12 protein-coding genes and 1 pseudogene are annotated in these 13,321 nt (G+C 67.9%); 2 read left to right on the plus strand and 11 right to left on the minus strand.

What is annotated here, in order from left to right:
- Positions 1 to 110: 110 nt before the first annotated feature.
- Positions 111 to 398, minus strand: a complete 288-nt coding sequence (locus OG223_RS09445; RefSeq protein WP_329245135.1) for a type II toxin-antitoxin system Phd/YefM family antitoxin — start codon at positions 396 to 398, stop codon at positions 111 to 113.
- A 949-nt stretch (positions 399 to 1,347) separates the two neighbouring features.
- Here OG223_RS09445 and OG223_RS09450 point away from each other — a divergent pair.
- Together OG223_RS09450 and OG223_RS09455 are read left to right on the plus strand one after the other, a co-directional pair.
- Positions 1,348 to 1,680: a phage capsid protein gene (locus tag OG223_RS09450; protein ID WP_329245138.1), complete on the plus strand. Its 333-nt coding sequence runs from the start codon at positions 1,348 to 1,350 to the stop codon at positions 1,678 to 1,680.
- Positions 1,681 to 2,263: 583 nt separating this feature from the next.
- Positions 2,264 to 3,249 (plus strand): annotated as a pseudogene (locus OG223_RS09455) (phage minor capsid protein).
- A gap of 54 nt (positions 3,250 to 3,303) precedes the next feature.
- Here OG223_RS09455 and OG223_RS09460 read toward each other — a convergent pair.
- From OG223_RS09460 to OG223_RS09505, 10 genes are all read right to left on the minus strand, one after another.
- The gene (locus tag OG223_RS09460) at positions 3,304 to 4,278 is read right to left on the minus strand and encodes a hypothetical protein (protein WP_329245144.1); all 975 of its coding nucleotides are present in this window, start codon (positions 4,276 to 4,278) and stop codon (positions 3,304 to 3,306) included.
- A 323-nt stretch (positions 4,279 to 4,601) separates the two neighbouring features.
- Positions 4,602 to 5,915 (minus strand): nucleotide-binding domain-containing protein, encoded by a 1,314-nt coding sequence (locus OG223_RS09465; RefSeq protein ID WP_329245146.1) that lies wholly within the window; start codon positions 5,913 to 5,915, stop codon positions 4,602 to 4,604.
- Between the two features lie 2 nt (positions 5,916 to 5,917).
- Complete coding sequence (locus OG223_RS09470) at positions 5,918 to 6,514, minus strand: SLATT domain-containing protein (RefSeq protein ID WP_329245148.1); 597 nt, start codon at positions 6,512 to 6,514, stop codon at positions 5,918 to 5,920.
- Between the two features lie 560 nt (positions 6,515 to 7,074).
- Complete coding sequence (locus tag OG223_RS09475) at positions 7,075 to 7,443, minus strand: AAA family ATPase (RefSeq protein ID WP_329245151.1); 369 nt, start codon at positions 7,441 to 7,443, stop codon at positions 7,075 to 7,077.
- Positions 7,444 to 7,935: 492 nt separating this feature from the next.
- Positions 7,936 to 8,910, minus strand: a complete 975-nt coding sequence (locus OG223_RS09480) for a recombinase family protein (RefSeq protein ID WP_329245154.1) — start codon at positions 8,908 to 8,910, stop codon at positions 7,936 to 7,938.
- A gap of 332 nt (positions 8,911 to 9,242) precedes the next feature.
- Positions 9,243 to 10,223, minus strand: a complete 981-nt coding sequence (locus OG223_RS09485) for an aldo/keto reductase (protein ID WP_329245157.1) — start codon at positions 10,221 to 10,223, stop codon at positions 9,243 to 9,245.
- Positions 10,224 to 10,260: 37 nt separating this feature from the next.
- Complete coding sequence (locus tag OG223_RS09490) at positions 10,261 to 11,025, minus strand: SDR family NAD(P)-dependent oxidoreductase (RefSeq protein ID WP_329245160.1); 765 nt, start codon at positions 11,023 to 11,025, stop codon at positions 10,261 to 10,263.
- A 218-nt stretch (positions 11,026 to 11,243) separates the two neighbouring features.
- On the minus strand, positions 11,244 to 11,657 hold the full coding sequence (locus OG223_RS09495) for a (R)-mandelonitrile lyase (protein WP_327136489.1): 414 nt from the start codon (positions 11,655 to 11,657) through the stop codon (positions 11,244 to 11,246).
- Between the two features lie 175 nt (positions 11,658 to 11,832).
- Positions 11,833 to 12,279 (minus strand): nitroreductase family deazaflavin-dependent oxidoreductase, encoded by a 447-nt coding sequence (locus tag OG223_RS09500; RefSeq protein WP_327136490.1) that lies wholly within the window; start codon positions 12,277 to 12,279, stop codon positions 11,833 to 11,835.
- A 79-nt stretch (positions 12,280 to 12,358) separates the two neighbouring features.
- Positions 12,359 to 13,204 (minus strand): SDR family oxidoreductase, encoded by an 846-nt coding sequence (locus OG223_RS09505; protein WP_327136491.1) that lies wholly within the window; start codon positions 13,202 to 13,204, stop codon positions 12,359 to 12,361.
- Between the last annotated feature and the right edge of the window lie 117 nt (positions 13,205 to 13,321).

The raw sequence follows: 13,321 nt of genomic DNA on the forward strand, positions 1-13,321 counted from the left end.
GGCAGGCTAGTTGGACGGCGTTTCAAGCAAGTTAACCGAGCTGTGATCAGGACATTCGCATCTACGCCCGTAGAGCGGTCCCCCGCACGGCCTGCCCCGCACCCCTGTCGCTACGACGGGTTCGACCCCCGGTGTTCGGCCGCGATACCGAACCGCTGGTGTTCGCGAGGAGCGGACGCGACCTCGTGGACGCGCGAGACGGAGCTGATCACCTGCTCCTCGGCGTTCGCGTCGAGCTTGTCGAGTTCGTCGAGTCGCTCCAGGTCGGCGGCGGAGACCAGCGCGACAAGGGGCTTGCCGTGCCGTGTCACGACGACGCGCTCGCCGCCGTACACCACCCGGTTGATCAGGTCGGCGAGCTCAGCCCTGGCTTGCGTCACCGGAATCTCGTAGGCCATACCCCAAGCTTACGGGGCGTCCATCTGGTTCACCGTGGTCGGTGACGACATCAAAGTTCCAGGTCAGGGGCTCTCACACGCTCCCGTGCGCTCTCGTCTGTGAGAAAGGTGTGAGACGAGGTGAGACGAAGAACTCTCTGGTCGCACTGAATCCTGGCAGGTCTCCGGTGCGGCGGACGCGCCGCTCCGACCGGCCCTGCGCAGAACTCCGGCCGGGCGGGTGCTTGCCCGTCGACGCACCGGAGGCTGGGCGGATCTCCGAGATCCAGGGGGCTGGCTGGACTGTGGTGCCTTAGGAAGAGGCTGAACTCGGTCGACTCCTGGCTGGCCCCTGATACGACTCGTGATGCAACGGAAACGCCCCGGTTCACCGGGGCGTTTCCGTGTGTGCGCTCAGGTCAGCGCAGGCCGTCTGCGTCGTCGTGCACTTCGCCGGCTGGGAGTGACCGACACGACGGTCGCCCTCTGGGCCCTCGCTGTAGATGACCGCGGAGGATGCTTCCCGGAAGTTGAGCCTGAGCTGCTCTTCTGACGGAGCATCAATCGGGTAGGAGCGCCGGCAACCCGGCCCTCCTACCCGATTGACACGTCGGCGTCCCGCCACGGACATCCTCGCGTTCCGGTGGTGTCCCTGGGGAGACGCTCTGCTGCCACCGGCCGGACGCGACAACGACGCTGATGGCCAAAACCCCAGCAAGACACCGATGAGGCCCGTCGATGCACCAGTCGGGACACGCATCGGCCTCCACCAAGACCCTTGACGGCCTCACACAAGTACGCCCAGTCCCCGACGCGGAACAGCGGCGCGGGAGCGGTCAGCCGGTACGCCACCAGCACCCCGATCACCTGGCCGTGCGTCAGGTCCGCTTGCAGATCCAGTGGCCGCAGCCCATCGAGGAGACAGACACCGGCGACGGCCACCGACGTGCACAGCCGCACGCAGCGCAGCATGATCACGCAGACGGAGAAGGCTGGACACTGGCGGCACACCCTCGCCGAGCAACTGCACGTACAGCTCTTGCTCGACCGCGCGATGCTCGGCAGCTGGGTCACCCCACAGTGTCCCGCCGTCGAGTTCGATTCGGGCGTGTCCGAGTCCCTGCAGTCCATCGGAACCACGCTCGATCTGCTCGCCCGCGCCGGCGCCGTCAGCACCGCGACCAAGGTCAACGTGTTGCACCCCGAATGGGACGACACCACCCTTAAGACCGAGGTTGCGCTCATCCTCGCCGAGACCGGCGCCGGAGCTCCGGATCCGGTTGGTACTTTCCCCGCTACATAGCGTCGCTCCAACGACTCTCACCGACGTTCCAGACATGTTGGACAATGCGGCGCCCGTTCGGAACGACGCCGCTCGCCACCCACTTCGTTTCCTGCCACATGAGGCGCGGCGTGGGATCTTCGGCAAGCGGCGGGGGCGGCGCAGTGCCCAAAGCAACGAGCTGCCCTAGCCCCTCGGATGAGATATCCACTGGCATGAGGAGGTCCCAGCCCCCATCCGTCGTGGCATTAACCCACTCAGGTTCCGTGGAATCACGAGTCGTGGGCTCGCGGCGTAGGAGGCGATCGATGAGTCTTTTAGCTGACTCATCAACCGCCGCCGCGGCCTTGTTTCCGTAGTGGGTGGCAACGGCTTGCAGAAAGGGTGCCGCAGCCATGCCAGCAGCAACGCTGAACACAACCTGGCCACTGCCTAAGACGACTCCAGCCGTACCCTCTCCGATACGGAAGGTAGAACCGCCGTCGGACGCTTTGTGATTGTCGGCCACTTCGACATCCTCTCCCCTACACAGCATGGCAGTTGAGCAAATGGCTTGCCAGCGAACTCCGGCGAACGGGGGTGAGTCGATGCCGATAACCCTGGCATGGTCGAAGACCTCGCCGCGGACACCCGCGACTTGTACGCGCAGGCCGAGGAGCGCCTGTTGGGCATCATCGCTCGCCAACTCGCCGCCGGCCTCGACGCCCCAGGGTGGGCCGAGCGGAAGCTGTCCGCCGTGCAGGCTCTACGCACTGCGGCACAGGCTGTGACGGACGAGTTGGGTAAAGCTGTCACCCTCGACGTGTTCGACTCCGTTGCCGAGGCGTACAACGTCGGACACCGGTCCGCCGTCGCCGAGTTGGGCGCCCTGTCCGACGACGCGCGCCGACTGGTCGGCGACGTCACCCCGAACGCGCAGGCCGTCGACCGCCTCGCCGAGCAGACCGCCACCCTGCTCACCGACCGGCACGCGTCGATTCTGCGGACCATCGAGGACGGCTACCGCTCCGTAGTCGCCGAGGTGACCGCAACACCCCTGCTCGGTACTGGCACCCGCCGACAGGCCACGCAAGACGCCATGCGCGCATGGGCCGACCGCGGCATCACGTCGCTCACGGACCGCGCCAGCCGCCGTTGGCAACTCACGTCGTACGCCGAGATGGCCGTACGGACGTCCGTCGGACGGGCCGCGACCGAGGCGCACGCCGGACCCTCAGCGACGCCGGAATCGATCTGGTCATCGTGAGCGACGCCCCGCGCGACTGCCCGCTCTGCCGTCGGTGGGAAGGCAAGGTGTTGTCCCTGTCCGGGCCCGCGGGCGCGCGCACGGTCGAGGTAGAGCACGCCGTCGAGGACGGCCGCATCATCCGCGTGGACGTCGCCGGGTCTCTCGACGAGGCACGACAGACAGAGTTGCAGCATCCAAACTGCCGCCACTCGCCGGGCGCTTACACCCCCGGCGTCACCCGCCTTTCCGAGCCAAGCAGCGGCCTTGACGGGTACGGCCGGACAGCGACAGTGTCTCGGCGACGGCAGCCAACCCCAAAGCCCCCGCTCCCGTTCTCCCGACTCAGGGTGGCGCCAACCTAGGAGTCCGACAGCGACCTCAGGGCTTCCTACCCCTCAGGAGCGGACAGGCCGTTCTCAGACCTCCCGGGGATCTTGCTGGTCGAGCGCAGCCAGCACGCGAGTCGGATCGTCGATCAGACCGAACAGGCCGCTGGTCCGTCGCGCCCACTGCTCCGGATCCTCTCCCTCCGCGAACGCCGCGGCCGACGCGAACTGGCCCTGGAGGTTGACCGGCAATCTGCCAGCCAGGAACGCACCGAGCTCTCGTCCCAGGACGGCTCGCGACGAAGACGGCCGCATGAAGCGGGCCAGCTTGCCGGTCGCCGGGACGACGGTGCCGCTCACAGCCGCCAGAGCCGCAACGGCATCGCGCACCCAGCCGCCATCCCAGGTGTCGGGGAGCGGAACAGCGATCCGCTGAACACTGGTGATCGCGTCCCTCCCCAGCGCGAGCGAGAGCCCTCCCGCATCCTCGTGGTAGTTCAGGTAGCGGGCGACGTCGACGCCCGGCGGGCAGACCTCGTCGAGCCCGACGTCGCCGACGAAGTTGGCGGGGTCGACGAGCCACCCCTCCCGCACCACGACGGATGGCTTCAGACGGACCCGATACAGATAGAACTGGCTGCGCTGGTCGGCCTGGTCACGGATCCGACGCAGCATGTTGTGGACAGCGGCCTCGTACGTACCGACGTGGAGGGCCTTCGCCCGCTGGCGCGCGGCCCACACGGAAACCCGCTGCTCTCCGCCCATCCTGCTGCGGGTCTCGGGAGTCAGGACGGATGCCGGGTCGAAGTACCGCGTCGGCCAGTCCGGCTGCGTGCTCGTGTGGTACCAGAAGAACTGCGAGACCCTGTCGTCGTCGAGCGCCGGATCATCGGGGTCGACGGTAATCCGGGGCGAGTCCTCGTGCTCGCAGGTCATGCCGCAGCCGGGGCAGGTCTCCTTCGCCTGCTCCCACCGATCGATCCAGTCCAGATCGACACGCCACCGATGACCGCAACGCCCACAGAGCATCTGCCGCTCGCGCCAGAAGTCAATCCGCCGTTCCACGGCACCATTCTCCGGAAGCGTCCGACGGAGAACCAGCCTCAGCCAAGGTCTCGAACCCGCCGGATCTCCGCTTCCGCGGTATCTGCTTCGTCTCGGAGCAGGTCGAGGATCTGCTCCGGGGACCTGCTGGGGTGCCCGGAAGGCAGCTCAGCCGCGCGGCGGGCAGCGTACCGCTCGCGCGAGGGCCATTTCGGCGTTGAGCAGGGACTCGGACATGGCAGCGAGAGAACTGCTCATGCTTCGACCCTACGGGCGGATGCGCCTGATACGACGATGCCCCGGCAGATTCGTCGGGGCCTCGTCGCGCTCCGAGGATCAGTTCCCTACAAGACGTTCGCCGTCTTGACGCTCGTATTGCTGACCGGCACGTCGATCCGGTCCCGGGCGACGACGACCCCGTCCTTGACGACGTAGCACTCGACGACGTGCTCGCCCTTGAAGTCCGAGTGCTCGATGCGGACTCCTCGCTTGCTCGAGTCGACGATCTGGCCGCGGATCTTGTCCCGCCGCTCGGCTTCCGGACCGCGATTGAGCACCTTCCACTTCAGCGTGTAGGGCTCCTCGACCGAACAGCTGGTGACCACGAACCTCAGGCTCTTGTCGGCCTTGAGCAGGATCCCGCCGTGACGCATCGCGCGGAGCCAGGTCGGACGCCATCCGGCCTGCGTGACCTCGCAGTCGATGGACACGCTCTCGGACACGTCGACCGGGAACTCGTCCTCGATGAACTCCTCGGTGTCCCTGAACGACCGGGACGACTCGCTCGCGCTCTTCGCCAGCGGCACCGACGTGCCGAAGACCTCGCGCCACTTCTTGTTGGCGGACGTCTTGCCTTCGTCCGCGATCGCCTCGAGGCATCGGTTGTACGTCTTCTTCGCCTTCGGCTGGAACTTCGCCTTGACGTGGACCCGCTGTCGGCTGCCCAGCGCCAGGTAGTACTCCTGCTCTGGCTGATCTTTGAGGAATTCGAAGAAGTCGCGGGCCATGAGGTCGAACGAGCCTGTGCCCGCTGCGTCGTAGTCGTCGGTCTGGTCGAAGAAGTTGTAGACGAGGGTGTCGATGAGCAGGCCGCCCACGTTTACGCCGTTCGCGTTCTTCCATGCCCGTGCCATCCGGGCGAGGTGGCGCATATTCGTCGAGGTGCGGTCGTTGCACTCCTTGGTCGCAACGATCTCCTCGCGCGGCTTGGTGACCTTCCAGCCCTCAGCCTTCGTGTCCGGGTAGTCGAAGCTGCCATCGGCGTTCTCGAATGCCGGCTGGACCTCGAACTTGAAGGCGTTGGACGTGAACCGCACTCGGACGACGCACTGGTCGACACGGATCTCCGTGTTCTTGTACCGCGCCTTGAGGTCGTCGCGGACCCTCTCGAGAATCCTCCGCGGGCCGGTGTCCCCCTCGTAGCTCGACCGGATCCCGGGCGGGAGGATGAAGATCATGTCGAGGTCGGACACTCCCTTGATCGCGGTGTGCCTGCCGAACGAACCGACCATCAGCTTGTAGTCGGTGCAGCCGTCCTTGTCGCGGAAGTCCTTGTTGAGCGCCTTCGCGATCTCGTCCCGGCGCGAGGCGACCGTCGTGGCCGTCTCCCCGACCTTCAGGTTCTGGAGCAGCGTTTCGAAGATCTCTGAGGTCTTCATCGTCATGCCTCGCCTTCGCCGAGCCGGAGCGCCTCCGGGAGGAAGAGGTCGATCTCGCGCGAGGTGAACGTCATCTCCTCGTTGTTCTGCAGCCCGCCCTGGGCGCGCGCGAACGCCCTGCTGCTCGTCCTGGGCGCGTCGGCGTACGCATCGCGCGCGGCCTGCTGCAGCTCGTCCCGCCGCTCTCGGCCCTCCGCGTTGGAGACGGTGCCGGACATCAGGTCGGCGATGAGGGAGATGTAGGACTCCCGGACGTCCCACAGTCGAGAGGCGATGCCGCGGTGGGCCGCGGACTCCTCCTCGAACTTGAAGGTCTTCGTCCCAAGGCTCATCCAGCTGACCAGGAGCGCAATAGAAGAGGTCGCGAGGCTCGTCAGCACTGCGTTGCCGAGCAGGCCGATCACCGCAGCAAGGAAGGTGCCCGAGCTGATCGCGGTGAGAGCAATGAGGACGCCCTGCTGCCACCGGTGCTTGGTGAAGCAGATGTCCGCCTGCTTCTCATGGGTCTTGTGGCTGTAGACAACGCGCCCGAAGGCCTCTCGCATCTGCGCCAGAAGGTACAGGTCGCGGTCGGGCACCGCGTCGCTCTCGGGTGTCAATGCGTTCCTACTCGGTCGAGGACTCCTGGACATGGGCCTGAAAGTCAGGTGCACGTCTTCTGAGTATGGCGGCGACCACTGACACTCCGACCGACTCGAGCTACCTCCCGTCCAGGCCGCGCTCGATCCGGCCCGCCCTGCGGCCCTCTCCTGCTTCGCGCAGGTAGCGGAGAGCGGTGGACACGATGCCGCATAGCCGCACGCCCTCCTTCTCCGCGTCGGCCCCACGAAGCTCCTGACTCCAGGCCCGGGCGAGAGCGAAGCTCAGAGCAACTGGCGCTGATCCGGGCGGACCGGGCCCGGACCTGGCAACTCGCCGACGCCTGTGCCACGTGCACGGTCGCGATTCCGCAGGCGGCGACCATCCCGGAGCCCCTGCGTCGTGCGACGGCACGGCCCGCGAGTCGCCGGCGGCCGGCGCCTCCCATGTGCTGCAAGAGCCCGGCGAGTGGATCGAATCGCTGTGAGCAGCGCCGTATCACGGCCGTGACAGGGAACCGGGGAACCGGCCAGAGGTTCGATGCGCCCGGTATCGGCTGTGGCGGTCGGGGCCCGTGGTGTCAGTCCGGGCGGTGCGCACGGCCTGGTGTGACAGCCTGGTAGCGCGGCCGCGGTCCGGGGGCAGCCAGAAGGAAGAGGGCAGCAGGTCGACTTCGCGGGCCGCTTGATCGAGGTCGGCAACAGGTGATGGTGAAGGTGCCCGCGCGGCCATCCGGTCCGACGTGGAAGTCGTCGCGCGCAATGCGGTAGAAGTCAGCCGCGGTCGTGAGCAGGCACAGGCGGATCGCATCGACGATGGCCGACTTGCCGCTGTCGTTCTCTCCGACGAGAACGTTCGTGGCGGGACCCAAGTCCAAACGCAGGCTGGCGTCTTTGTCACCGTCCTTCTGCGACGCCGCGCCGAAGGTCCGGAAGTTCTTCCCGTACATGCACGCAAGGTACAACAACGTCCCCCGAGCGTTGAGGCCCGTGCCCTGTCCGGCCCAGGCGGTTGCAACGGCCTCAAGTGCCCCACCCCTACGCGGTTCTGACGCATCATACGATTCATCGCAACACTCTTGCCCCGTTGCAACTATTCAGTCCCCCAGTACGAATCAGGGCGTCGGTCCGCGCCACGGCCAGCAGTGGCCATGACTCGGTATAGGGGCGGGCGCGGCACCGCGCACCCGAACAACTGGTGCTCCCTCCACCGGCACCACGCCCGCCGCGAGCACATCAGCAGCATCGTCCAAGCCGTCGCCGGACTGCTGCCGCAGGAGCCAGACCGTGATCCGGCGCTCGGTGATCAGAGTCCCGCTTGGCGGTCGTCAGGCGTGTCGGGCTCGTTGCCGGGCAAGCTCAGGATGGTGTCCGCCGACAGGTCCCTCAGTACGGCCGTGTTCTCGTATAGCTGCCGCCATCCGTCATGTAGCGCTGAGTAACTACACAGGGCTGTGGTCGCGCTGCTGGAGGGCGGCGAAGTCGGCGTGCGCTGTCTCGATGGCCTCGGGGTACGCCTCCTTCTTCTCGTGCTCGGCGAGCGCGCGGTAGATGCTCGCGACGCTGGGAGCCTGGCCCTTGCGCTTGCCGGTGGGGATGATCAGGTCGGGCTGGATCTGTTCGACCGACTCGCCGTTCGCCTGGCGGCGGAGCACGGTGTGCAGCATGTCCTCGGTGATGACGGGTGGTCGGCCGCCGTGCTTGCCCTTGCGGGCCGCCGTGTCGAGTCCTTCGAGGGTCGACTCCCGGATGTTCTCCCGCTCGGTCTCGGCCATCGCTGCGAAGAACGCGAACAGCAGGCGGCCGGGCCCGCTCGGGTCGTACATCCCGGGCAGGGGTCCGGCGAGCATCTCCAGGACCAGGCCGTGGGCGGTGAGGTGGTCGGCGAGCGCGGTGAGTTCGGCAGCGTCGCGGCCCAAGCGCTTCATCTCGTAGACGGTGAAGATGACGCGGCAGTGTGGGGCGTGGGCTTTGATCTGGCGGGCGAGGGCGAGTGCGGCCTCGAACCGGGGCCGGACCCGTACGCGGGTGCTGATCTTCTCGGAGAACACCTTGTCCCGCGGAATGCCGTGCTTGGCGAGAGCGTCGAGCTGGGACTGGAGTTCCTGGGTGAGCGTCGAGCACCGCGCGTACCCGATGCGGATGTCCGCACTCGGGGTGTCCGGCGCGAGAGTGAGCGGGACCGGGGTGCCGGGGCGCCACGGCTGGCCGGGCCCGCGGTCGGCGGGGGTGGGCACGCGCAGGAGCTTGGCGAGCCGGGGCACCTTGGTGAAGCGGCCGGTGTGGTAGGTGCCGGCGACCGCGACCGCGCCCGAGCGCGAGCGGCACGGCGAGCCGGGTTCGGCCCGGCAGCGCGGGCAGGGGTGGCGCTCGACGTCGTCCGCGTCGCTCGGGGAGGCTTCTTGAGGGACCGTCACGGCACCGGATGCTGTCACAAACGATTCTCAGAAGTACCCCGAACTCACCTTTGAGTGAGAACGAGTTCTGCGAACCGAACCGCCAGTGCGCGATCACTGAGACGCCGTCTTTGATCTTGCTCGGGCAAAGGACCGTTTGTGAGAAAGGGGGCAGCCGCGGATGCTCCCCCTTTCTCGCCGCCGCCTGGGTCGAGAGTCGTTGGCGAGCAGAGCATGCTCACGCGGGCCGCGGCCGGCCGTAGCTATAGGAGAACGGGGCCTTCCCCTGCGCTCGGCGAGCGCAGGGGTTGAGCCGGGGAGGGGCGACCTCCGTGTTGGGGTGTGGCGCGCGGTCAGCGGTCGATGCTGGCCATGTTCGCCTCGTCGTGGCGTTCGCCTGCGGCCGGTGTGAGGTTGTTGAGGCGGTCGAGCTGGGCGGCGGTGAGTTCGATGCCGTCGGCGGCGGTGTTCTCCTCGACGCGTGCGACTCGCCGGGTGCCGGGGATGGGGGCGATGTCGTCGCCGCGGGTCAGAATCCAAGCCAGTGCGGTCTGGGCCGGGGTGGCGCCGATCTCGGCGCCGATGGCCTGTACTTCGTCGACGATGCGCAGGTTGCGGTGGAAGTTCTCGCCGGTGAAGCGCGGGTTGGTCTTGCGCCAGTCGTCGTCGGCGAAGTCGTCGACGGTGCGGATCTGCCCGGTCAGCAGGCCGTGGCCGAGCGGGGAGTAGGGAACGAATCCGATGCCCAACTCGCGCAGCAGCGGGAGGATTTCGGCCTCGACGTCGCGGGTCCACAGGGAGTATTCGGTCTGCAGCGCGGCCACCGGATGCACGGCGTGTGCCCGGCGGATCGTCTCGGGCCCGGCCTCGGAGAGGCCGATGTGGCGCACCTTGCCCTCGGCGACCAACTCGGCCAGCGCGCCGACGGTCTCCTCGATGGGCGTGTTCGGGTCGACGCGGTGCTGGTAGTAGAGGTCAATGTGGTCGGTGCCGAGGCGCTTGAGTGAGCCCTCGACGGCTGCCTTCACGTTGACGGCGCTGCTGTCGACGACACCGGGGCCGTCGCCGGCGTGGGAGACGAGACCGAACTTCGTCGCCACGACGACGTCGTCGCGGCGGCCCTTGATGGCCTTGCCGACGATTTCCTCGCTGTGGAAGGGGCCGTAGATCTCGGCGGTGTCGATGTGGGTGACCCCGAGGTCCAGCGCGCGGTGGATGGTGCGGATCGATTCGGTGTCGTCGAGCCCTGCGCCGGTGGTGTAGGTGCCGGCCATGGTCATGGCTCCCAGGCCGATGCGCGAGACGTCCAGTCCGCCTAGCGATACGTGCTTCATCAGGTACTCCCTCTTCGTGGTGGTGTGGTGTACGTGGTCAGGCTTGGTCGGTGGGCATGACCCAGAGTTCGGCGATCGCCGCGTGCCGGGGCCGGGTCACCATGTAGGTGATCCCGTCGGCGATGTCCGCGGGGACGAGGCGCTCGTGCTGCTCGTTGAACGGGTCGAGGATCTCGGCGCGGATGGTGTCGTTGTTGTGCGAGAGCAGCTCGGTGTCGACGGCACCGGGCTCCAGGACACCCACCCGTACATGCCGGCCGGCCAGCTCCTGCCGCAGCGACTCGGTGAACCCGTTCACGCCGAACTTGGTGAGGTTGTAGACCCCGTAGTTCGCCCATGCCTGGCGGCCGGCGATCGAGCTGACGTTGACGATGTCGGCGACCTGCCGCGGCCCTTCCTCAGCGGCCTTGAGCAGGTGCGGCAGGGCGGCGTGGGTGGTGTGGAGCAGGCCCTGGACGTTGACGGCGATCATGCGTTCCCACTCCTGGGGATCCGCGCCGACGACCGGTCCCAGCAGCATCAGCCCGGCGTTGTTGACCAGGATGTCCAGCCGCCCGAACCGTTCGACCGTCTGCCACACGGCTCCTTCGGCCTGGTTACGGTCGGTGATGTCCGCCTCCACCGCGAGCGCGGAGCCGCCGGCCTGGGCGATCTCGTCGGCCAGCGTTTCCAGGCGGTCCTTGCGGCGGGCCACCAGAGCGACCGTGGCCCCCTGTTCGGCGAGTCGGCGGGCGGTGTCGGCGCCGATACCGCTGCTCGCGCCGGTGACGAGCGCGACGGTGCCGGTCAGTTTCGAAGCCATGGGGGTTGTCCTCTTCTCCAGACGTACGGGGTAAGGGCAGGCAACAAGCTGCGCTCTCCTGCGTGCTGTTACCGCGCACTCCTTAAATGATCTGTGCCGTGCGGCAGGCCCGCTGTCCGGGCAACCGCCGCCCAGCTGGACTATCGGGCGAGGTTCTCGCCGAAGAGCGGGGCGGCCTAGGTGAGGGCCCGGTCCCCCGCTCGGCGGTCTGCGGCGTCTCAGCCATGCCCGCAGCCCCGTCCGCTGCTCCGCACTCCGCCGTACTCGGTGTCGCTGACGTGTTCGAGCCAGGCGACCTCGTCGGTCTCCCACAGGGCGAGGTGGGTCATGAACTGGTCGGGTGCCGCGCCATGCCAGTGTTCCTCGCCCGGCGGGGTCCAGACGACGTCGCCGGGGCGGGCCTCGATGATCTTGTTGCCGCGGGACTGGATCAGGGCGATGCCCTCGACGATGTAGAGCGTCTGGCCGAGGCCGTGGCTGTGCCAGGCGGTCCGGGCGCCGGGCGTGAAGCGGACCGTGTTCGCTCGGGCACGGGACGGCTCCTCGCCGCGGTAGATCACGTCGGCATAGGCATCACCGGTGAACCACTGCGCGGGCAGCTTCATGGTGGCCGGCTTCTTCAGGAGCTCCATCAGGTTCTCGTTCCCTGGTAGGCGGTGGCTGGGACGGGCAGTAGGTCAGGCTGCCGAGGACGGATGGCGTGGTCGTCCGTGATGTGCTTCATCCGGGCGAGCCGGGTGCGTACCGGCCGACCGCAGGGGATGGGAGTCGGCAGCCGCCAGGTGGGATCCGACGCTCTGCGCCGGGTCAGTGCGCGTGGGGTGCCGGTTCCAGAACCAGGACCGGAATCTCACGGTCCGTCCTTGTCTGGTACTCGGCGTAATCGGGGAACGCCTCTACCGCCCGGGCCCACCACAGCGCCTTCTCGTCCCCGGTCACCTCGCGGGCCAGCATGTCCTCGCGCGCCGGGCCGTCCTGGAGCTCGACCCGGGGCTCGGCCACCGCGTTGTGGTACCAGACCGGGTGGCTGGGGGCTCCGGCCATGGAGGCGATGACGGCATAGGAACCGTCATGCTCCACGCGCATGACCGGGGTCTTGCGGATCTTGCCGCTCTTCGCGCCCAGGGTCGTCAGGATGACGACGGGAAGTTCCTGGAGCGTCGTTCCCTGCGTGCCGCCGGAGCTTTCGTACAGCTCCACCTGGTCACGTACAAACTGTGCCTTGCTCGGCTCGTACTCGCCTTTGAGGGGCATGGTGACTCTTCTCCGTGCTGTCGGAACCACACCCGGCGCGGTCTTGCGCACCGGCCGGGGGTGTGGGGCCCGGGGTAGGTCAGGCGTGGGCGTCGTCGTGGCCGAGGTCGCCGCCCAGTTCGCGCGAGGCCCCGGCCTGGGCGAGGAGCTCCGTCGCCTTGGCCTCGGCGGCCTCGATGGCGTCCGCCCCGGCGACGAAGCGCAGCAGCGGCTTGTCCTGGCCGGCGATGGTCAGCAGGGCGCGGGCGAGCTTGGCGGGGTCGCCGGGCTGCTGGCCGTTCATGCTCTTCATGCCCTCGACCCGCGGGGCGGTGCGCTCGGCGTAGTCGTCGATGGACAGCTCGGGCCAGGTGGTGGTGCCGTCCGTGAGGAACTCGGTGCGGAAGTAGCCGGGCTCCACGATCGTGGTGTGGATGTTGTACGGCTCGACGTCGTAGCGCAGGGACTCCATCCAGCCCTCTTCCGCGAACTTGGAGGCGGCGTAGGCGGAGGTGAACTCCATGCCGACAAGCCCGGCGGTCGAGGTGATGGTGATGACGTGGCCGGCGCGCTGCTTGCGCATGATCGGCAGGACGGCGCGGGTGACGTTCATCGGGCCGAAGAGGTTGGTCTCGAACTGCTGGCGCATCTGCGCGGGCGAGATCTCCTCGAAGTAGCCGGTGAAGAGGTTCCCGGCGTTGTTGATCAGGACGTCGATGCGGCCGAAGCGGTCAACGGCGGCCTGCGCGGCGGCCTCGGCGTCCTCCAGGCTGGTGACGTCGAGCCTGGTGACCAGCAGATTGTCCTGCGGTCCGCCCAGGGTCTTCTCGACCTCTTCGGGGCGGCGGCCGGTGGCGACGACCTGGTGGCCGGCGGTGAGGGCCTCGCGGGCGATGAGGGTGCCCAGACCGCGTCCGGCACCGGTGACGAGAATGACCTTGCTCATGGGGGGATTCCTTTCGGGCGCCGTGATCCGGCACCCGCTGTGTGCGGGGGTGACGCATGGACCGCCGACAGTGCCGCAGAGGGGGCTGGGAGCGGAGGCACGAGCGCCGTCCGTCCG

It is taken from the genome of Streptomyces sp. NBC_01478, from assembly GCF_036227225.1.
Taxonomy (GTDB): domain Bacteria; phylum Actinomycetota; class Actinomycetes; order Streptomycetales; family Streptomycetaceae; genus Streptomyces.

Coding starts and splice junctions, on each gene's coding strand:
- OG223_RS09445 (WP_329245135.1), bottom strand. CDS start 398: ATGGCCTACGAGATTCCGGTGACGCAAGCCAGGGCTGAGCTCGCCGAC.
- OG223_RS09450 (WP_329245138.1), top strand. CDS start 1,348: ATGATCACGCAGACGGAGAAGGCTGGACACTGGCGGCACACCCTCGCC.
- OG223_RS09465 (WP_329245146.1), bottom strand. CDS start 5,915: ATGAAGACCTCAGAGATCTTCGAAACGCTGCTCCAGAACCTGAAGGTC.
- OG223_RS09475 (WP_329245151.1), bottom strand. CDS start 7,443: ATGTACGGGAAGAACTTCCGGACCTTCGGCGCGGCGTCGCAGAAGGAC.
- OG223_RS09485 (WP_329245157.1), bottom strand. CDS start 10,223: ATGAAGCACGTATCGCTAGGCGGACTGGACGTCTCGCGCATCGGCCTG.
- OG223_RS09490 (WP_329245160.1), bottom strand. CDS start 11,025: ATGGCTTCGAAACTGACCGGCACCGTCGCGCTCGTCACCGGCGCGAGC.
- OG223_RS09495 (WP_327136489.1), bottom strand. CDS start 11,657: ATGGAGCTCCTGAAGAAGCCGGCCACCATGAAGCTGCCCGCGCAGTGG.
- OG223_RS09500 (WP_327136490.1), bottom strand. CDS start 12,279: ATGCCCCTCAAAGGCGAGTACGAGCCGAGCAAGGCACAGTTTGTACGT.
- OG223_RS09505 (WP_327136491.1), bottom strand. CDS start 13,204: ATGAGCAAGGTCATTCTCGTCACCGGTGCCGGACGCGGTCTGGGCACC.